This window comes from Desulfobacterium sp. N47, from assembly GCF_051233685.1.
Classification (GTDB): Bacteria; Desulfobacterota; Desulfobacteria; order Desulfobacterales; family RPRI01; genus RPRI01.
Map to the genome: position 1 here is coordinate 12,845 of NZ_JBAMMY010000285.1, position 19,153 is coordinate 31,997.

The 19,153-nt window shown below is 37.9% G+C and carries 22 protein-coding genes, 1 tRNA gene and 1 riboswitch; of the genes, 13 read left to right on the forward strand and 10 right to left on the reverse strand.

Annotated features, from left to right (window positions below):
* Positions 1-24: 24 nt before the first annotated feature.
* Both thiC and VXK47_RS18140 read right to left on the reverse strand, forming a co-directional pair.
* Positions 25-1,347, reverse strand: coding sequence for a phosphomethylpyrimidine synthase ThiC (gene thiC, locus VXK47_RS18135; protein ID WP_435550196.1), 1,323 nt, complete (start codon positions 1,345-1,347; stop codon positions 25-27).
* Between the two features lie 97 nt (positions 1,348-1,444).
* A riboswitch (cobalamin riboswitch) is annotated at positions 1,445-1,643 on the reverse strand.
* 829 nt (positions 1,644-2,472) lie between these two features.
* Positions 2,473-3,264, reverse strand: coding sequence for a DUF5131 family protein (locus VXK47_RS18140; protein WP_435550197.1), 792 nt, complete (start codon positions 3,262-3,264; stop codon positions 2,473-2,475).
* A 230-nt stretch (positions 3,265-3,494) separates the two neighbouring features.
* Between VXK47_RS18140 and VXK47_RS18145 the strand changes: the two genes are divergently transcribed.
* The 13 genes from VXK47_RS18145 to VXK47_RS18205 all read left to right on the forward strand — a co-directional run bounded on the left by VXK47_RS18145 (position 3,495) and on the right by VXK47_RS18205 (position 14,972).
* On the forward strand, positions 3,495-3,698 hold the full coding sequence (locus VXK47_RS18145) for a hypothetical protein (RefSeq protein WP_435550198.1): 204 nt from the start codon (positions 3,495-3,497) through the stop codon (positions 3,696-3,698).
* A gap of 301 nt (positions 3,699-3,999) precedes the next feature.
* Positions 4,000-5,394 (forward strand): hypothetical protein, encoded by a 1,395-nt coding sequence (locus tag VXK47_RS18150; protein ID WP_435550199.1) that lies wholly within the window; start codon positions 4,000-4,002, stop codon positions 5,392-5,394.
* A 1,169-nt stretch (positions 5,395-6,563) separates the two neighbouring features.
* Positions 6,564-6,881, forward strand: a complete 318-nt coding sequence (locus VXK47_RS18155; RefSeq protein WP_435550200.1) for a hypothetical protein — start codon at positions 6,564-6,566, stop codon at positions 6,879-6,881.
* A 153-nt stretch (positions 6,882-7,034) separates the two neighbouring features.
* A complete protein-coding gene (locus VXK47_RS18160) occupies positions 7,035-7,613 on the forward strand; it encodes a hypothetical protein (RefSeq protein ID WP_435550201.1) in 579 nt (192 codons plus the stop codon).
* 734 nt (positions 7,614-8,347) lie between these two features.
* Positions 8,348-8,527, forward strand: coding sequence for a hypothetical protein (locus tag VXK47_RS18165; protein WP_435550202.1), 180 nt, complete (start codon positions 8,348-8,350; stop codon positions 8,525-8,527).
* Positions 8,528-9,396: 869 nt separating this feature from the next.
* Entirely contained in the window at positions 9,397-9,588 is a 192-nt protein-coding gene (locus VXK47_RS18170) for a hypothetical protein (RefSeq protein WP_435550203.1), read from the forward strand.
* Between the two features lie 18 nt (positions 9,589-9,606).
* Positions 9,607-10,413 carry an ArdC-like ssDNA-binding domain-containing protein gene (locus VXK47_RS18175; protein WP_435550204.1) on the forward strand — a complete coding sequence of 269 codons (807 nt, stop codon included), beginning with the start codon at positions 9,607-9,609 and terminating at the stop codon, positions 10,411-10,413.
* 127 nt (positions 10,414-10,540) lie between these two features.
* A complete protein-coding gene (locus VXK47_RS18180) occupies positions 10,541-10,711 on the forward strand; it encodes a hypothetical protein (RefSeq protein WP_435550205.1) in 171 nt (56 codons plus the stop codon).
* On the forward strand, positions 10,701-10,946 hold the full coding sequence (locus VXK47_RS18185; protein ID WP_435550206.1) for a hypothetical protein: 246 nt from the start codon (positions 10,701-10,703) through the stop codon (positions 10,944-10,946). The genes VXK47_RS18180 and VXK47_RS18185 overlap by 11 nt, the downstream gene beginning before the upstream one ends.
* Before the next feature lie 241 nt (positions 10,947-11,187).
* Positions 11,188-11,532, forward strand: coding sequence for a hypothetical protein (locus VXK47_RS18190; protein ID WP_435550207.1), 345 nt, complete (start codon positions 11,188-11,190; stop codon positions 11,530-11,532).
* Positions 11,533-11,559: 27 nt separating this feature from the next.
* On the forward strand, positions 11,560-13,317 hold the full coding sequence (locus VXK47_RS18195) for a hypothetical protein (protein ID WP_435550208.1): 1,758 nt from the start codon (positions 11,560-11,562) through the stop codon (positions 13,315-13,317).
* A gap of 115 nt (positions 13,318-13,432) precedes the next feature.
* Complete coding sequence (locus VXK47_RS18200) at positions 13,433-13,648, forward strand: helix-turn-helix domain-containing protein (protein ID WP_435550209.1); 216 nt, start codon at positions 13,433-13,435, stop codon at positions 13,646-13,648.
* A 145-nt stretch (positions 13,649-13,793) separates the two neighbouring features.
* On the forward strand, positions 13,794-14,972 hold the full coding sequence (locus VXK47_RS18205) for an integrase (protein WP_435550210.1): 1,179 nt from the start codon (positions 13,794-13,796) through the stop codon (positions 14,970-14,972).
* 33 nt (positions 14,973-15,005) lie between these two features.
* Here the strand turns inward: VXK47_RS18205 and VXK47_RS18210 are convergent.
* The 8 genes from VXK47_RS18210 to hpf all read right to left on the reverse strand — a co-directional run bounded on the left by VXK47_RS18210 (position 15,006) and on the right by hpf (position 19,151).
* Positions 15,006-15,092: transfer RNA gene (locus VXK47_RS18210), tRNA-Leu, on the reverse strand.
* Positions 15,093-15,095: 3 nt separating this feature from the next.
* Complete coding sequence (gene secG / locus VXK47_RS18215) at positions 15,096-15,458, reverse strand: preprotein translocase subunit SecG (RefSeq protein WP_435550211.1); 363 nt, start codon at positions 15,456-15,458, stop codon at positions 15,096-15,098.
* Between the two features lie 8 nt (positions 15,459-15,466).
* Positions 15,467-16,234: a triose-phosphate isomerase gene (gene tpiA, locus VXK47_RS18220; protein ID WP_435550212.1), complete on the reverse strand. Its 768-nt coding sequence runs from the start codon at positions 16,232-16,234 to the stop codon at positions 15,467-15,469.
* A gap of 56 nt (positions 16,235-16,290) precedes the next feature.
* Entirely contained in the window at positions 16,291-16,752 is a 462-nt protein-coding gene (gene rimI / locus VXK47_RS18225) for a ribosomal protein S18-alanine N-acetyltransferase (protein ID WP_435550213.1), read from the reverse strand.
* A gap of 4 nt (positions 16,753-16,756) precedes the next feature.
* Positions 16,757-17,170 (reverse strand): PTS sugar transporter subunit IIA, encoded by a 414-nt coding sequence (locus VXK47_RS18230; protein WP_435550214.1) that lies wholly within the window; start codon positions 17,168-17,170, stop codon positions 16,757-16,759.
* A 55-nt stretch (positions 17,171-17,225) separates the two neighbouring features.
* A complete protein-coding gene (gene rapZ, locus VXK47_RS18235; RefSeq protein WP_435550215.1) occupies positions 17,226-18,089 on the reverse strand; it encodes an RNase adapter RapZ in 864 nt (287 codons plus the stop codon).
* Positions 18,090-18,106: 17 nt separating this feature from the next.
* Positions 18,107-18,565, reverse strand: a complete 459-nt coding sequence (locus tag VXK47_RS18240) for a PTS sugar transporter subunit IIA (RefSeq protein ID WP_435550216.1) — start codon at positions 18,563-18,565, stop codon at positions 18,107-18,109.
* Between the two features lie 52 nt (positions 18,566-18,617).
* Positions 18,618-19,151 carry a ribosome hibernation promotion factor gene (hpf, locus tag VXK47_RS18245; RefSeq protein ID WP_435550217.1) on the reverse strand — a complete coding sequence of 178 codons (534 nt, stop codon included), beginning with the start codon at positions 19,149-19,151 and terminating at the stop codon, positions 18,618-18,620.
* Positions 19,152-19,153: the final 2 nt, after the last annotated feature.

A 19,153-nucleotide genomic window follows, 5' to 3' on the forward strand; every position in this document is an offset into this window, starting at 1 on the left:
ACTAATTTGTATATTATTCCAAAATTATTTTCCTGCGCATGAAATCTTATCGCCGCCGATATCACCTGAAAAAACTTCCATACCCTTTTTCATGGCGCAGAAATCTCCGCACATGGAGCAGGTTTGTGTATTTTCAGGCGCTCTGCTCTGACGGACCTCTCTTGCCTTATCGGGAAACATAAGCAATTTTTCAAGATCATCCCAGCGCATATCACGTCTGGCCATCGCGGCTTCTTTTTCTCTTTCGCGCCTGTCGGGATATTTGGATATATCGCCGATACGAACAGCAAGCCGTGTTGCCCTGACACCTTCCCGCACATCTTGTTCATTGGGAAGCGCAAGGTGTTCGGCAGGTGTGATGTAGCATACCAGATCAGCACCGAAACGGGCTGAATTGGCGGCTCCGATAGCTGATACGATATGATCATATCCTGCACCTGTATCCAATGGAAGAGGTCCTAAAACATAGTAAGGTGCATTTCCGCTCATTCTCTTTTCCAGCATTATGTTTCCTTCGATTTCATCCAGGGGCACATGCCCGGGACCTTCCACCATCATCTGGCATCCCATTTCACGCCCCAACTCGGCGAGTTCGCAGTTTATGATCATTTCCGCCATCTGCGCCCTGTCATGGCTGTCGTGAATGGCTCCGGCTCTGATGCCGTTTCCAAGAGAAAGTACTGCGTCATATTTTTTCATCAAAGCGCAGACGCGATCAAATTGCTCGTATAACGGGTTTTCCTTTTTGTTTATATCCATCCATGCAACCATGTACGTCCCACCCTTTGAAACAAGACCCCCGTAACGGTAACCCTGTTTTCTTAAGCGTTCTATGGTATACCGGTTTATACCGCAATGGATAGCCATAAAACTGATTCCGTCATCAAGCTGTTTTTCTATAAGGTCAAACAGGTATTCGGGATCAAGTTTTCCCGGATTTGCATATTTTGCCGTGGTTTCCTTGAATGCCTGATACAAGGGCACATTTCCAACCGGCAAAGCAGTATTTGCAAGCACGGCCCGGCGGATTGCATCAAGATCTCCTCCTGCAGAAAGCTCCATAAGCGTATCAGCGCCTTCTTCCCCTGCTGCCATAGCCTTTCTGACTTCAGCATCAATATCACATATGTCCGAAGATGTTCCGATTGAAGCGTTGACCTTTGTTCTCAAGCCTTTGCCTATTCCTACTATTTTCTGATCTTTACGTTTCGGGTGGCTTGAAATTACTATTTCTCCCAAAGCCACTCTTTGTCTTACGATTTCATCGGACAAACCTTCATTCAATGCAACCTTTTTAATTTCTTCAGTAATAATTCCTTCTCTTGCTTTTTCAATCTGGGTCTTCATATCCTCACCTTTATACAATGAATTTACCCCGCCGGAAATAAAAAAAGGGCTCCGACAGGCGATATTGCCTACCAGAACCCTTTGCCATCAAGCTCTTTGGATCATAAGATATTCAGCTCGTCTTCTGACTCCCCCGCCCTTGAAGCCGCCTTCCCATCATGATAAACCTCTCCGGTCTGTCAAAACAGTGGCATAGCAATGCTAAAAGGGTTCCGCTAATGCAGCGGCAGGGTTACAGCGGCGGGACCGTTACGGATTCAAACCGTATTCCGTGCGCCGAACATCCTCAAATACAATTTTTTATAGAACATATCTAAATTGCAACGGAAATGTCAATAGGAAAAAAACGGTTTATCAATATTTTCCATTTTTTTCCAGAATTTTTTATTATAGCGTAAGTACCCATACCCAATCGGAACAGATTTATGACAATTGCTTAAGCTATAAAAACATCTCTTATGCTTTCTTCTTCTTGCCAAAGGTTTCGATCAGGTTGAGATATAAAAATAATTGCATGATCAAGACCTTGAAAACCAAAAGAGGGCTAACCCAGTTTTGGGTTAACCCTCTTCTTATTATAGATGGTGCCGAAGGCGGGATTTGAACCCGCACGCCCGTGGGACACTACCCCCTCAATGTAAAGTAAGAGCATTTTAGAGGGTCATAGGGATATGCCGGGTAAGATGGATTGTCTTTTGATTGTAGATACTTATATTAATCAGGAAGCAAAGGGCCGTTAGGGGAAACAGAAGGCTATTTTCTGCAATGTGTTGACCAAGTGTTGACCAAAAAATCATATTTTTTAGCAAAGCAATTATTTTCTATTTTAATCTTTGTCTCGAACAAGATGGCGGGGACAGTTAAAGCTGAACCCCGCTGTTTCCTATCTTAACCCGATATCGATAATATAACAATATAATAATAACAGTATATTATCATACCATAATACCGAAATCCTGCTTTAATTATCCATATCCGCTTCTTTCCACTTTATTTTCAAATTTAATCAACAATTCGTAAGACACTCAAAAATTAATAAATTGGCATAGTATGGGTGCCTGTAAAAGACGGGGTACTTGTATGCTAACATATTAAATATATTAATAATATTATTTTAGGCATCATTTATTGGACTGTTTTCTTGTATAAATCCCAATCGATATTTTGTGTCAATGTCTCAGGATATTCGTCCCATATCATTCCTTCTAAAAATGCTTCCTTTATATTATGCGTTTTACCTGGCCAATGTTTAAACATAAAAGGAAGTCCTGCTTTTTTAACTTGTTCTCTTATATCTACAACCCACTCTTCTTTAATTTCTCTGAATTTCATTTTGCTGTTGGTTTCGCCACCGACAACAACCCAATCAATTCCTTTCAAATCCAGTTTTGGCATTGGACTTAAAAGTGGTTCAAGCATTAAAAATTTGTTAACATCTGATGGAAGTTTTTTTAGATGGTCTATTCTATCAATATATTTATCTGCCTCAACCGTTACTCCCGCCCAAATCCAAGGTTTCCAAGGCAAAAGAGGACCAAGCTCACCAAGACGTTCGGCTCTTTTGGTAAGTACATAGAAGCGATGTTGCGGAACCTTTAGCATCGTTTCAAATACCTTGAAAATAAAATCGTCTGGCACTTTCTTATGAAAGAGGTCTCCCATATCTGTAACAAAACTTTTTACTGGTTTTTTAGGTTTTTTTGCCATCTTGTTTATCGGCGTGTACAATCTATCATAATGTATTGTTAAGTTAAAGCCATTATCCTTATACACCTGCTGTCCCATTCCTTTAAGCCATTCAACTAAATCTTCTGCATAGCAATTCTGACATCCGTCGCTGTATTTGTCGCAACCTGTAACGACATTCCAGTTTTCACCTCCATCACTCATTTCAGGATTTTTGAATTCCTTTTTCATTCTTTGTACCCCTCTATAATAAATAATTGATGTCTATTGGTGTTCTCTTTTAATGCTATCTGCTTTCCATGTCATATTTACTTATTTCATTATCGGAAGGAAAGAACATGACTTTAGTAAAAAGAAGAAATTATGAAAATGTATTAGTCTGAAACATACTTTCATACATTTAGGCTATTCGATATTCGTTTTTATGATTTAGTTAAAATTAAAACAATTAGGAGGCATACATGAAATTTATTAAGTTTATATTGTTAGCTGTAGGCGCATTCGTGGTGCTCGTAGGCATGCTGTGGGTAGTAATCAATTTATGGTGGCTCGTTCTTGCTGGAGTGGCACTTTTTATTGCTTATGAGATTACGTGTGAGGCTAAGGAGGAAGAGACTATATCCGAACAGCCTGAGAAAAAACCTAATACATCTAACAATCGATAACTAAGACTACACAGAAAAGACATTTTTATTTATTCCTTAAAAAAGTATTAAAGTCTTGCCAGAACTTGCCGATAAAAATAAAGACATACGATAATTATCCATTATTTTATCAACATAGACAAATCGTTTGTCTTATTTCATCACAGCACCACCATGCATTTTAAGAAGTCATAATAGCATTTTAACTACAACATATTGCTATAATATATCATATCAAACACAATATGTTGTAGTAATTATGTGTTAAGTATTTCGGCGATATCTGTCTAATTAACTTATTACTTTTATACAGCGAGGTGTTATGCCACAACAAAAAAAGAAATTAAAAGAAAAAGATATTGAAGTGCTTAAGGGCGACAAAAATCCAAACATTATTCTCATTGCTCCGCACGGCGTAGATGGGGATGATGACAACGCTGGAAAATTAGCGAGAGCGGTCAGGAAAAAGCTTGGATGCCACGCCATAATCAATGAGGCTTTCAAAAGACCCATTGAGGACGAAAAAACAAAGAAAATTCAGGAGAGTAATATTGAAGAAAGGATAGCGGATTTAAATTCAAAGACCGACGCAGAAAAACATCCTACCTTCATCAAAATGATAAAAGACAATATCGCTGACCCTGGAAAAACATATGTTTTCTGGCTTCACGGCATTGATGATGACAATCTGAAAAAAGAAGTCAATAAATTAAAAAAACCAGAAGTCAAATGCCTTATTGGTTATGGTCAGCCCGATGAAGCAAGTTATTCTATGCCGAAAGAGCAAGCCTTAGACCTCGCTAAGTTTTTGAGTGATAATGGACTTTCTGCCGAACCAGCCCATAAATCAAGCGACTATCGGGGTGTATCACCAGAAAAGATGAACCAGTATTTCAAACAAACTGGCGGCGATTTCTCCGCTGTTAAATCGGTACAACTCGAATTTGGGAAAGAAGGTATTAGAGATGGAAAGAATATAGCCAAATCAGGCAACAAAATAGCATTGGCAATATCCGAATTAACTGGATGTGAAACCTTCGATACCAAAGAAGAAACAGTAGATGAGGCGTTGGTGAAAGAAGCAACCGAAAAGGTTATCGAATTTATTAAGGCAAATCATACAAACAGTATCGCTGTAGGTCGATATCTTATTGAAAAATTCTACGACAATAATTATGACAATGCTCGTGCGGGTAAGAACCACAAAGGGAAATCATTGAATGCGATGTATGATAAGTTGGAAAAAACGAGCGATGCTCCTTCGAGGTCATGGTTTTACAATGCGTTAAATCTGGCTGTTGATGACAAAGATTTTGAGAATGATGCAGATTACGAGAAATTGAACCTCAGCCAGAAAATCTATCTGACATACTTAAACAAGAATGCTGAATATCGCACTGCCAAATTAGGGTTGATAAAGGAAATAGCCACTGCTAAGGATGGAATGCGGATAGGTGATTTGCTGAAAAAAATAGCAAAGATAAAAGGAAAGCCTATAATTCAAAAGATAGAACAAACAGACGATGAAATGCCATCCATAGATGAACTTCCAAAATTGGAACTTCAAAAAGTTGAGGAATTCAAGAAAACTGCTGAAGATAAAGCAGAGGCAATTAAACGAGACATTGAAGACCTTCAAAATAAGTTAAAAGAGCATGAGGTTTTTATTGAAGCTGCTAAGAAACGTTTGGAGCCCCCTCCCAAGATGGCAGCGTAAAAGTATATTTTCAAATTTCCAAAATTTGGAAATTTGTTTCAACAGGAAAAAACAAGGGTGGCATCAATGTGAATTCGGAAGCTGATTTTTGTCTGGCCAAAAAATCATTACACCGCTAACTTGTAAAACGAAGATACCCGGCACATTGTATAATTACACAAAACGCAAAAAAGTGTCATAATGGCAAAGCAAACTCCGTGTGTGAGTGTAATTTCCACCCTTGGGCACTGTAAAAGTACAATAACAATAATGTCATGATAGTATTCCGATATCCTGCCTTAGCATATAACTTGCTTTTTGTCCTACTCTCCCCTATCTCTTTTCAAAATAGTAATAAAGCACAAAGAAAATACGATAAAAGGCAGTATAGCAGGGAAGGAATTGTATTAATAAAGGTGAGATGATTGGAGATAATAGGGAAAGACGGGATAGTGGTATGATAACAGATTAAAGATAATAGTATTACAATTATTATACAAAGTCTGGACAGTGAATACTTTTTGCAATATGTGTACTTTCCGTAAGAAGCATCCTTACATATGCCTTCGTTCTTCAAGACTACATTTAGTAATTAACACAAATGAAACCGATTGTACAAAATTCTGTATTATACGGAATACGTGTTACCAGATAATAATAAGTAATTGAAGAATATTTTACTAAAATTTTGACAAAAACACTAAATTCCTTTATAAATTAATAACTTTTTATACAGATTTTATACCAAACATATAGTAAAATGTATTACGTGTATTTATTGTTATAGTAAATAATATTTATAGATGCCAGAAAGGGAGGCGCTCAAGCTTCCCCATCACCCTTTTGCCATTCGTAACGTGGCAAGAAAGGAGGTTTGTTATGCGTAAGCTTATAGCTTACCTACTGATGGGGAGGCGTTCATTTGAACGGAAAAATAAACCGGTTAATATATAATGCTGGAATTGTTGGGCTCGTCACTCATCACTCCACCAATGAACCCGCTTTATTTGGAAAATTCAAATGGCTTCTGAAAGGAGGTCACACAATATCAAACTGACTATTTGCTCTACTGTGTGGCGCCTCCCTCTCTGGTATTTATAAAGAACAATTGATAAAAAAAACTATAACCAGCGGGTGAAGACGGATGCTAAACAGCGCACCGCTTACCCTTGTGGGTTAGGAAGTGAAAAATGACCACATTGAAAAACGGGCAAGAAGAACAAGATTTTCGTTCACGTTCATATTATGACATACCATCTCAAGAAATAATTGAAAGCATGTCTGATATTGAATTGGCAGAGTTGCAATTAAAATATCAACCAGATAACCCAGGGGCTATAGTCGTCCAAAACGAATGGCGAAGACGAGAAAAAATTGAACAACACAAACTCAGTAAAAATCTTGTAAAATCGCAAAACAAGACAGCTATAGTTGCAAGTGCTTTTGGTATCATTGGTACAATTGTTGGTGCTATTCTCACAGTTATTTTAACCAAAATACTGAAGTAGTATATGCCAAAATAAATTTTTTGCTAACCCAGCGCTCGTGCGGATGCAAAACCGCCGCGTCGCCCAGCTTTTCCGTTATTTGTCTACAGATGAATAAAAATTGATAAGGAGTTGAGAGGTTATTTTGTATTAAAAAAAGAAATGGGGGGTGCTATGAAAACATATGTCTTTCTTTTTCTCATATTGAGTTTAATATCAAACGCTTTCGGACAAGAAACCAAAGACTTTATTGGAGAGGGCTATAGCATAGCCATTCCTAACTCATGGAAACAGCAACCAATCAAAGCACCGAATGGCGAAATCGCAACTCTTTTTGTTGGTAATAAAGAATTTGGTAGCATTATTGAGAGCACATTAATAGACAAAAAACTGATGCCTACCTTAGCGAGATCGTCCGCCAAACAAAAGCGGCAGTTCATTATGCACGAATGGGATTTGCAGACTTGGTTAAAACTATATCCAAATCTTGCCTCACTGAAGGATTTTCGGGTACTTGTGAATACTAAAACAATCCTTGGCAAAGATCTCCCTGCTTCTATGATTGAATACATTTGGGTAAGCCACGAGAACGTCTGTTATCATACGCGGATGATCTATTCCCTGTCTTCAAAACGGCAGTTTTCTTTTTCTTTCAGTGGGTTCGGATGTTCAACCGAAAAAGCTCGTCTTGCTTTCGAGAAAAATGTAGGTGCTTTGCAGAAAGTGCAGTACAGCTTTAGGACAGTCAGGTAAGATATAGACTTATTCACATAACAACATTATTTCACCGGTGCGCTGCCACATCTGATAAATTTTTCGTTATTATTTTTCAACCTATAATCTTTAATTCTTATAAGTATCTATCATTAAATATTTGTAGGTACCCTGACCAACACTTGCAACTGAACTTTGCCAGCACCTCAGATATTTCTAAGAGTGTTTTATTCAAAAAATCTCATAATGGTCATTTCTTTAATATACTGCCGATTATGTTCATGAAAAGCATTCCTAATCAACAAAAGAAAAAGTGTGTGTGTCAGGCACCCAGGACACCGTAATTACACTTAAAGACACTGAGTGTCATAAAATTTAGTAATGATATAATAATATTGTAATTACAGTACCATATAGGCATTGCCAGTATCCCGTCTCACACCCCATTCCGTTGTTTTTCAGCATAAAAGAAAAAGCCGTAATAAACATCGGAAACAGCATCGCAATACCGTTAAAACAACGTCGACTTCTACATTATCCAATCTATATTCTGTTAAAGTAGTTTCTCTTCTCTTATACCACTGTTGTTATGCTTAGAGCCTTTAACAACAAGTTGATAGTCTTAGCCCGCCGGTGAAAATTCCCACCTCAATCATCTTCCTTGGTAATCTTCCGAATGCTTTCCGTGTTTGTATTCTTTGCCCGTGTAATTCTTTGCTAAACCCTTATTCCTGATTTTCAAAACAATAAATAAAATATAAAGGAGGTGTATCATGGCAGATTTAATAATAAAGTTGTTCGTTGGAATATTTACATTAATCTATTTTGCTGGAATTGCGATAATTTTTATTACCGATGTGATTTTTGCTATTTTCTGTGGCATTGTCGGACTTGTAGTAGTTATTATTATTTGGTTATGCAGTTTAGTGTCGAATAAAAACCAAAATAAATGAGGCATTATCTGACAATAGCATTGAAACACAATTCATAAACAAACATATCTATGGTGATGAACCGTTCAGGTTCTAATCTTTTATTTGAAAGGAGGTAAAATCAATATGGCATATACGCCGGAACTTTCCCGTCAAGCATCCTGTACTTTGCGTCGCATTGCGTGGGCGCTTAATATTCCGATGACCAAGGCAATTGAAAAAGTGTTTGAACATATGCCCTTCATTCTAGACAACAAAAAAGTCTGTCAAGGTTGTAGAGACAAATCAAAATGCGCCGAGTGCTCGTTCCATCATACCCAATCAAACAAATCATCTCTCGATACATAAGCACACAATCATAGGTCTTACATGACGTGCCATTTACCCACCTGTCATGATACTTGCTTTTTTTCTTACATAATCAGACCTCAATTATCCGACAGCAAAGTCTTTCTTTATCAAATCAATAACAAGCCATAGTATCTACACTTCCGATAAAACTCTTTTCTTCCGCCCCGTTTGCCATCCGATAATTCAGATTATGTAATCAGCGCAAGTATCCCGCCAGGCTCTGCCAGTGCTATATCCACAATGTCGTCAAAATGGCGAAATCCTTTTTGTTAAAGCGGAATAATTCTTTCTTATTGTATTTTTTTATCTTCTTTCACCGTGGTCATCTTATTTGCTGACTTCAAATTGTGGGTATGCGGGACATACTGACAGAGGAGGTAATAGACACATATAAAATTATTTATCGGGGGGGGTATCATAAGCAAAAGCATTATAGATTAACCTGCTGGAAGTAGATATATAAACTATTAACCAAACGAAGAGGGCAGTTGCCGGTTTTATCGCCGGTGATTGCCCTTTTTGCGTTTAAGGAGGTTCAAATGACGAAAGAGAAGAAACAGCATTACAAGGAGCCAGACGAACTAAGACAAATACTAGAAGAGGTTCTGAAAGGTAAAAAATACAGGCTGGATTGTGGACACCATTTTACCTACGGAACATATCTTGGAAATGACATCACAATCCGCAACGGCAAACACCTGACAATAACTTGCAGTCAATGCGGATATTAGAAAGAAAGGAGTGAAATTATGAAATCAAAAGTAAAAGAAACACTAGACAAGATTTTAGAGCGTTTTGAAAGCGGTGATATTCCACAAGCCATTGCCTATTCTATGTTTCCAATTCCTAATTTGCCTTGCTCAAGCTGGAGCCTGCTTAACCGCACCCTGGTATTCATTTCAGGCTCGATGGATGCACGGGGTATTCGTCAATGGAATTCTGCCAATCGCTATGTGAAGAAGGGAACAAAGGCTATCTATATTTTAGTTCCATTTATCAGAAGCATAGAGGATGACCTGGGAGAGAAAAATTACAAACTATTAGGGTTCGGTGTTTCCCCTGTTTTCAGGGCTGAAGACACAGATGGGGAAGCATTAGAATACGAAAACATTGAACTGCCTGATTTACCGCTGATGGACAGGGCTTACGAATGGGGCATATCTATAAAGGCAGTTCCTGGCAATTACAAATATTACGGATATTATTCAGCGGGTCGAAAGGAAATAGCACTGGCGACAAGCCAGGAGTGCGTATTTTTCCATGAATTGGCGCATGCCGGACACCATATAGTCCTTGGTAGTCTTAAGCACGGACAAGACCCGTTGCAAGAAATAGTCGCTGAACTGTCCGCTTCTGCTTTGGCGTTGATGGTTGGAAAAACAATCGAGGACACGATTGGCAATAGTTATCGGTATATTCACAAATACGCAGAGCAATTGAAAATGGGGGCTCATTCTGCCTGTCTGAAAGTTCTATCTGATACGGAAAAGGTGCTCAATCTCATCATACACAATAATCTAAACGGAGAAGAAAGTACTTCTCAAAAGGTGGCATAGAACGCATTGTGAGGCATTGTAAGACAAGTTCTATCTAAATCTATATACATTCTATCAATAAAGGAAAAGGGGCGTTTTAATGGCTCGTATGGGCTTTTGACGCCCTTTTTTTTATTCGGAGGACAAGATGATTTACAGGATAGTTTGCGCTTGGTGTGGCAAGGATATCGGGGAAAAAGAATTTCCTGGCTCAAATAATACGGACGAAATTATTACACATTCTATTTGTGAAGGCTGTAAGGCAAACACATTAGCAGAAATTGAACTTTTGAAAAAGGGGGATGAATATGAGCGATGATTTCTATGATGATTACGACGATAGAGACGACTTCACGGACGATGTGCCGGAAGAAGAATATACAAGCGAGGAACCATTAGAACCAGAAATCGAATGGATTGGATTAAATGGATGTGATGTCCCAAGTTGGAAGGATATCGCTTTTTTTGGGGTGATGTCGGAAGAAATTGCCGAGGAACAAAGAAAAATAGAAATGCTTCGGAAACAATTTGAAGATGAAGAAGATATTTACTGAAAATAATAAAATTTTTTATTTTCATAAAAACTTATTGTCCTTCAACCTGCCTGATTAAGCATAACCCTTTATTTTAATTATTTACACAAAATATCCGAAATCCTACTTTTATCCATACACAATAGATATGATAATAACTATGTTAATAGAATATAACTTGTTTATATTGACAAACGCAAGTTAATGCTTATATTCGTAGTGTTGAGAATATTTGACAATTAAATTGAAAGGATTATGAAAAATGAAAAAAGACACAAGCAATAAACCATTTCAGGTAATTATGGATGAACAAGTACATCAGAATTTGAAAGAAAGAGCTAAACAGCTAAATATGAGCAAGGGAGATTTCGTTCAGAATTTATATGCTTCGATAGAATACCGGCTTGCGAGATACAGGGATAAAATAGGGTTCACAGCATCTGCCAGAAGTGATGAACTAGATGTTAAGCTAATTAAATTTATATTGTACAAAGATAAAATCGGATTAACGGCTGAAGAAATTGAAACTAAATTAGAAAAAATTAAAGGGGATTTTGAATATCTGAAGAATAGACCAGATATTACTTTCGAAAACAATGAGTTCTAAAAAACAACGGAGGATGATGAATTAAATATGTTTATTCCAAGGTATCCAGTACACAGCGATTTAGATTTTAAGGACGGCAACTTCACATGGACAGATGAAGCAAAGGCATTTCACAATCAGGGCGAATGGCTGACAAACGCTATGGAACTCGATGTTTTTAATTCAAAAGATAAAAATCTCAGGACACTGACAAATAATATATTTGAAGAAATTGAAGAAACATTAGTCAAAAAATTCAAATCACCGGACAGGGCGAAACAATCTTTGAAAATGGTTTTGATAAATCTCTGGATTGCCAATTTAATGGGCATGCCTGTAAGGTATTCACGAAGCAGAAGCGATTATGTCCACGACGCGAGATACGGTCAATTGTTTTTCAGATTTGATACGCTTATTCCTGTCATCGATAGCATAGAGTTCTTGGAATATATTGAGCAAAAAATAGGAAGGTCGCGATATGAGGATAAAAGTTCGGGCTTTCAAACACGGATGTGGGCTACACATAAACTGATAAAGTTATTTATAGAATACCAAATGATTGCCCCTTCCTTTTTCAATAAGCCTGAGCCTGAAGAATTAATCATATTAAATAAAGAAGTAAAAGTTAATACAAAGAACAAATCAAAAAAGATTAAGACAAAAAAAGTTGAAGTTAAATATCTAGACAGTAAACATACAAAACAAATGCGTGAAGACCTGGAGAAGTACAGAGCATTTGTTAAAAAGCATCATATCAATGTTTCGATAACAGAAGAACAAGTTATCACTTACGGCTTTCTGTTCGATTTATATAAAAGAATTCTGAAAAAAAGAAATACAGTAGAATTTGTAGAATATAATCAGAAAGGAATAAGAAACAGTCTATCTGAAATATTCAGAAATAGAAATATAAAAGAACTGTATACCGATAACTATATCAGTAAACCAATCACTATATTAAATACCATAAATAAGACTTTACCCATTACCTGTATGTTTCCTTGTAATGACACTACTGATAAGGATTTACATCGATTAAAATCTTTTCATTGGATATGGGATTTTGTCTGGTTTTTATCTCAAAAATATCGAGAAATGACCATGGCAAGAAGTAATAATGATGACATACTGAATGAAGAATTTCAATTAAACGACATCGGAATTAAGCGATTACAGTTCAGTTTAAATCAGGAAATACTTTATCGAGTGTTCAACAGGAAATCATTTGAAAAGGGAGGCAGAGCCTTTGGAGCGACATATCAGAGGCTACCGAAACATATGCGGAAGGGTATTTTCATCAATAACGAGCCAACAGTTGAAATTGATTATTCGGCATATCATATCAGGATGCTGTATCATCTGAACGGAATTGATTACACGGAAGACCCATATATTGTTTGCGGTGGAGAAAAATATCGTAAGGCATTTAAGTGCGCTTCCCTGGTTATTATCAATGCGAAAAATGAAGCAGAAGCAAAGTCCGCTATCAGAGATGAATTAATAGACAGCAGAATTCCATTTCCTGATTTAGAACACCCTCTGAACTGGATGGTCGATAGGTTTAAAGAAGCACATCAGCCCATCGCAGAGTTTATATGTTCTGATTATGGCGTAAAACTACAGAACATTGACAGCCATATAATGAACGCAATTTTGATGGGTTTGATGGAAAGAGGGATATTAGGATTATCGCTATATGACAGTGTGATAGTCGCTGAACAGTATGAAGAAGTATTACAGGAAATGATGGTATCAGAGTATAAAAAAGTAATGGGGTTCGAGCCCATGCTTAAAAGGGAAGATTAACCGGAATAATAGAAGCCAGGGTATTAACAAAAAACAATCAGAACGCCAAGGACGCGCCATGTTGTGCGATAAGACCGGGCGGAAAGGAGAGCAAACAGTTCTCAAGGAGAGGAGTATGAGACAAGAAAAAGTAAAGAAAGAAATCATGCCGAGAATGTTGTCAGTCGATGAAACTGCCCGATATATCGGGATTGCCCCTAAGACAATCAGAAACAGAATAGGACTAAAGGCAAAGATTGTATTCCCGATCAAACCGAAGCGTATCGGTGGACGGGTTCTTTTCGATGTTAAAGATTTGGACGCTTATATTGACAGCCTGCCCACTACATAGACATTGTAGCATATCACATTAATAACATATGATTATAGTAAGTTGCAAATGACTGGTCAACGTTAAGTCAACGGTTGCGTTCAAGCAAAACTGTTTTTGAAATAGACAACCAGTGAAAAAACTAAAATAAAAGGAGGAAATGAAAATGGCAGTATTAGCGGAGTGCCCAATTTGCCACAAGAAACAAAGTTTGCGTAATCGACTTTGCGCTTGCGGAGAAGACATTGTCAAAGCCAAAAAGTCAGGGCGGGTCCGGTATTGGGTTTCATACCGTCTTCCCGGAGGGAGACAAGTCCGCAGGATAGAGGGAGGCGGATATTCCTTAAAGGACACTTTGGCGGCGGAAGGAAAGACAAAAGGGTTGAAGGTTGAAAATCGAATTCTTGATATCAAGCCTGAAGCAAAGATGACTTTCAATCAATTGACAAAGTGGTATCTCGATCTAGAGCGAGTAAAGATGCTAGCAAGGTATCCTATATTGAAAATCAATTTGAATAGCTTCAATCAGGTTTTCGGAGATACTATTGTCAATCAACTAAAACCCGCTGACCTGGAAAACTATCAGGCCAAGAGGAAAGCTCAGGGTCAGGCTGATGCATATGTTGACCAACAGATTGCAATGGCAAGGGCCATGATAAACAAGGCGTTTGATAACGACATCGTAAGTGGTGATACCATAAAGGTTTTCAAGCGGGTCAAGAAACTTCTGAAAGGTAGTTCAAATACAAGAGACCGTGTTCTTTCTGCTGAAGAATTTGACAAGCTTATGAATGCCCTGCCTTCTCACGCAAAGGCTATTGTTGCAACGGGCTATTATGGAGGTATGAGAAAGGGAGAGGTCGTAAATCTGACCTGGGATAAAGTTGATATGAAAGGCCGGGTCATTAGACTTGGCGCTAATGATACAAAAGATCGGGAAGCACGGCAGGTTCCAATTTGTGATGCGCTATATGATATACTGGAAGAAATTCCTAGAGCAATCAATGACAACCATGTTTTCCTGTTTAAAGGAAAGCCCATAAAGAACCTCAGAACTGCTTTAAGGAAGGCTTGTCGTGTTGCCGGGATACCATACGGCAGGGGTACTAAAGATGGGTTTGTTTTCCATGACACCCGGCATTGCTTCAATACGAACATGAGAAAGTCTGGTGTACCAGAGTCCGTTATTATGAAAATCACGGGTCATTCCACAAGGGAAATGTTTCTCAGGTATGACACAGTTGATGCTACGGATACCAGGAAAGCTGTTGACCAAATGGAAGGCTTTTTGAAAAGTGTTGACCAAACCGTTGACCAAGCACCCCTCAAAGTGAAAGAGGGTTAACCGATAAATCGGCTAACCCCCTGTTTTTATTATTGGTGCCGAAGGCGGGATTTGAACCCGCACGCCCGTAGGACACTACCCCCTCAAGATAGCGTGTCTACCAAGTTCCACCACTTCGGCTTTCTATTTCTTTTCACCTGTATCCGGCAATGCTGCCGGAGCTGTCTGTTCTCCGGAAGGTATTGCAATAGCATTGCTATCCGGTGCTGCTTTTTGCTCTACAGGTATTTTAACCTTTTCCATGATCGAACTTTTATTTCTGTTTCCTGACATATAAGCCAAAGAAAGAGATGTGATCATGAATATAATGGCTACAACGGTAGTTGCCTTGCTCAAAAAAGTGGAAGCTCCCGTACTTCCGAAAAGAGTCTGGCTGCTTCCTCCGAAGGCCGCACCCATATCAGCTCCTTTTCCTGTCTGAAGAAGCACTACCATTATTATCGCTATACATGCAATAACATGTATTATTATTAATAGTATTGACATATAAAAGTTTACCCAACCGTTTTGAATTTTACAATGCGCATAAATTTGTCGGCATCGAGACTCGCCCCCCCGACAAGGGCGCCATCAACATCGGGCATCGTCATCAGTTCTGCGATATTTTCCGGTTTTACGCTTCCACCATACAGTATTCTTATCGATTCGGCAATGTTTTCCCCAAAAAGTTTTTCAATGAGATTACGCAAAAATAAATGCACTTCCTGAGCCTGCTCACTTGATGCGGTTTTTCCGGTTCCTATGGCCCAGACCGGTTCGTATGCCAAAGTTACATTTTGCATATTATCTTGCGAAAGGCCTTCTAATCCTATTTTTACCTGTTTGTCAAGAACATTAAATGTGTCGTTTGCTTCGCGCTCTTTTTCCGATTCACCTATACAAAAAACAGGTTTAAGATTATAGCTGATTGCGGCTTTGATTTTTTTATTAACGGTTTCATTGGTTTCACCGAAATACTGCCTGCGTTCCGAATGCCCGATAATAATATATGTGCATCCAGCCGAAACAATCATTTCCGGGGATATTTCTCCTGTGTAGGCTCCTTTTTTTTCCCAGAAAAGATTTTGTGCTCCAAGCATAACACAACTGCCTTTCACAGCCTCATGGACTTGTGCAAGCGCTATGTAAGCCGGTGCTATCATAATATCAACATCACTTGTTTGTGATAGAAGTTTTACTAATTTTCCGGCAGTTTCAACAGCCTCGGAGCAGGTTTTGTACATCTTCCAGTTGCCTGCAATAAATGGCTTACGGCTATTCATGATAATCTCCTTGTAAATAATAGCTCTTTGTTGATAACCTCTTCATATAACATGAACTATGAGGTTAATTTTTTCATTAAAACAAGAGCATCTTCTCCTGCTTCAGTGTAATAGTTTGGTCTTTTGCCTATATTTGCAAATCCTGACTTATTATAAAGAGCTAAGGCTGCATTGTTAGAGCTTTTTACCTCGAGAAATACCGATACCACACCTTTAGAAACAGCAATTTCAAAAAGTTTATCCAACAACCAGGAAGCAACACCGATACCTCGCCATTCTTTCGAAACCGCAATCCTTAAGATATTCATCTCACTGTATATAATACGGGTACATATATATGCTATAACAGTTTCGGTTTCTTTGGCTCCATAAATTTTAATCACATAATCAAAAGCGTCTTTACATATAAGTTCTTCAAGAAACAGAGTGAGTGACCACGGCTCTGCGAAAGACATTTCTTCAATTTCAAGAATATGTTCTATATCGGGCCGGGTAAGCTCAATAAGATGCCACTGCAATAAATTATGTCCTTTTATTTCCTTTCAAAATACCACTTGCGAGCGAAATGCTTTTTTTGCCATAGACCTCGATGCATTGAGCAAGCTTTGCTACATCCATATCTTTTCGTGAATTTATAGCTTTTAACAGTATAGGAAGGTTTACTCCCGATATGACTTCTGTACGGCCTTCTTCAAGAAATGAATAACTTAAATTTGAAGGCGTTCCTCCGAACATATCCGTAAAAATAACCACTCCTTCATTATCATTTACTTTTTTAATACCTTCGGATATTTTTTCTCTGAGCTTATCGGCAGATTCATTAATATTTATGGAAACAGAGGCTACTTTGTCAGGATGCTTTCCCAGTATAAATTCAGCAGCATCTATCAACGCATCTCCAAGTTGTTGATGAGTTACGATAACGATTCCAATCATAAAGCTCCTGTGTGTAATTTATGGCAAATTGTGAACAAACATAAAAGGTATGTAATTAACGGCTGATATCGCGATGCGAGATACTGATGCGTATTCCGGATTTTTCTAAATGCTTATAAATATTTCCGGCAATAGCTACAGATCGATGTCTGCCTCCTGTACATCCGATAGAAATAGTTAAATATGCCTTTCCTTCCTTTTCATATAAAGGTATTAAATAGTCAAGTAACTCAAGATATTTTTTTAAAAAAGTTTTTGTCTGCCTGTTTTTGAGAACAAAATTTTCAACTTTTTGATTCTCTCCGTCAAGGTCTCTCAACTCAGGTTTAAAATAGGGATTTGCAAGAAAACGTACATCAATAATCAGGTCTGAATCTATAGGTATGCCATATTTATAACCAAATGAAAGTATGTGAACATTCATTGGAGAAGTATTTTTGCTTTTGTATGCAATATCTGAAATTATGGCTTTGAGTTCATGAACACTGTGGCGTGATGTATTTATTACCCTGTCGGAAACTGTTTTTAAATCCTTTAACTGTTCTTTTTCGATTCTGATGTTTTCGATAAGTGTTTTTCCACGGGAAAGAGGATGGTGCCTTCTTGTCTGGCTGAAGCGCTGCAAAAGAACTTCTTCATCAGCCTCAAGAAACATGATTTCAAAATAATAATTATTTTGCTTTATTGAATCAAAAACCGATTTGTATTTAGTTAAAAAATCTTTTTCACGCAAATCCATTACAAAAGCAAGACCTGCAATCTCTTCTGAGCTTTTTATGGGAAGTTTAAGAAAACTTGTGAGAAGAGCAACAGGCATATTGTCAACGCAATAAAACCCGGCATCTTCAAATGCCGCAATTGCGGTGCTTTTGCCCGATCCGGAGAGTCCCGTAATTATAAATATTTTTAAATTATTCACTTCAAAAGGGATTGTTTTTAAAAATCTTCATCAATTTCTTTAATTATGGAATAAACCTCATTACTACCGGTTGCTTTCAAAAGCTTCTTTTTAAAAGAATCATTTTTTAAAATTCTTGAAATCCGTGCAAGAAGTTTTAAATGCAGACCGGTAGATTTTTCAGGTGTTAAAATCAGGAAAAAAAGGTGAGTTGGCCGCCCGTCCATTGATTCAAAATCTACACCTTTTCGGCTTAAACCAAAACCTAATACAAGCGATTCAAGATTTTTTAATTTTCCATGTGGAATCCCAATGCCTCCCCCAATTCCGGTGCTTCCGAGCCGTTCTCTTTCCATAATAACATTTACAAGCTCTTCGCTGTCTTTGCCCGTTATTTTGGAAACAGAATCAACTAGTTCCTGTATAATCCCATTCTTATCCGTCGATTTGAGATCGGTATTGATAGTATCTTTTTGTAATACTTCAAGAATTTTCATTTTATTCCATCATGCCTGCAAGTAAGCATATCGCCGGTATCAAAGCTGTTTATTAACTGATGGGTTGAATCAGGCCGTAATTTCCATCTTTTCTTCTATAAAGTACGTTGATCTTCTCTGATCGTGAGTTTGTAAATACAAGAAAATTATCATTAACAAGATCCATCTGCATAGCAGCTTCTTCAATATCCATGGGTTTGTATTCTATATTCCGTATCTCTATTTGCCCCACGCTTGATTCTTCATCAGATAAACTAATTTCATGGTCTCCGGTTATAGATTTATCTTTGTGGTTTACTCTGCGTTTGCGTATTTTTTGTTTATTTTTCTTTATCTGTATCTCAAGCTTGTCAGCAACCATGTCGACAGCCGAATACATATCGTTTGTCTCTTCTTTACCATATATACTCAATCGGTCGCCTGTGATATTTACTTCTGCGATATGGCGAAATTTTTCTATTAAAAGAACAACAGTTGCTTCCGCCGGGTTGTCCAAATATTTATCAAGCTTGTCCAGCTTCTCACAAATGTAGTCTTTAAGATTGTCAGAAGGATCGAGATTTTTAAAAGTAACGGATGTTTGCATAT

Coding starts and splice junctions, on each gene's coding strand:
- thiC (WP_435550196.1), bottom strand. CDS start 1,347: ATGAAGACCCAGATTGAAAAAGCAAGAGAAGGAATTATTACTGAAGAA.
- VXK47_RS18140 (WP_435550197.1), bottom strand. CDS start 3,264: ATGAAAAAGGAATTCAAAAATCCTGAAATGAGTGATGGAGGTGAAAAC.
- VXK47_RS18145 (WP_435550198.1), top strand. CDS start 3,495: ATGAAATTTATTAAGTTTATATTGTTAGCTGTAGGCGCATTCGTGGTG.
- VXK47_RS18150 (WP_435550199.1), top strand. CDS start 4,000: ATGCCACAACAAAAAAAGAAATTAAAAGAAAAAGATATTGAAGTGCTT.
- VXK47_RS18155 (WP_435550200.1), top strand. CDS start 6,564: ATGACCACATTGAAAAACGGGCAAGAAGAACAAGATTTTCGTTCACGT.
- VXK47_RS18160 (WP_435550201.1), top strand. CDS start 7,035: ATGAAAACATATGTCTTTCTTTTTCTCATATTGAGTTTAATATCAAAC.
- VXK47_RS18165 (WP_435550202.1), top strand. CDS start 8,348: ATGGCAGATTTAATAATAAAGTTGTTCGTTGGAATATTTACATTAATC.
- VXK47_RS18170 (WP_435550203.1), top strand. CDS start 9,397: ATGACGAAAGAGAAGAAACAGCATTACAAGGAGCCAGACGAACTAAGA.
- VXK47_RS18175 (WP_435550204.1), top strand. CDS start 9,607: ATGAAATCAAAAGTAAAAGAAACACTAGACAAGATTTTAGAGCGTTTT.
- VXK47_RS18180 (WP_435550205.1), top strand. CDS start 10,541: ATGATTTACAGGATAGTTTGCGCTTGGTGTGGCAAGGATATCGGGGAA.
- VXK47_RS18185 (WP_435550206.1), top strand. CDS start 10,701: ATGAGCGATGATTTCTATGATGATTACGACGATAGAGACGACTTCACG.
- VXK47_RS18190 (WP_435550207.1), top strand. CDS start 11,188: ATGAAAAAAGACACAAGCAATAAACCATTTCAGGTAATTATGGATGAA.
- VXK47_RS18195 (WP_435550208.1), top strand. CDS start 11,560: ATGTTTATTCCAAGGTATCCAGTACACAGCGATTTAGATTTTAAGGAC.
- VXK47_RS18200 (WP_435550209.1), top strand. CDS start 13,433: ATGAGACAAGAAAAAGTAAAGAAAGAAATCATGCCGAGAATGTTGTCA.
- VXK47_RS18205 (WP_435550210.1), top strand. CDS start 13,794: ATGGCAGTATTAGCGGAGTGCCCAATTTGCCACAAGAAACAAAGTTTG.
- secG (WP_435550211.1), bottom strand. CDS start 15,458: ATGTCAATACTATTAATAATAATACATGTTATTGCATGTATAGCGATA.
- tpiA (WP_435550212.1), bottom strand. CDS start 16,234: ATGAATAGCCGTAAGCCATTTATTGCAGGCAACTGGAAGATGTACAAA.
- VXK47_RS18230 (WP_435550214.1), bottom strand. CDS start 17,170: ATGATTGGAATCGTTATCGTAACTCATCAACAACTTGGAGATGCGTTG.
- VXK47_RS18240 (WP_435550216.1), bottom strand. CDS start 18,565: ATGAAAATTCTTGAAGTATTACAAAAAGATACTATCAATACCGATCTC.
- hpf (WP_435550217.1), bottom strand. CDS start 19,151: ATGCAAACATCCGTTACTTTTAAAAATCTCGATCCTTCTGACAATCTT.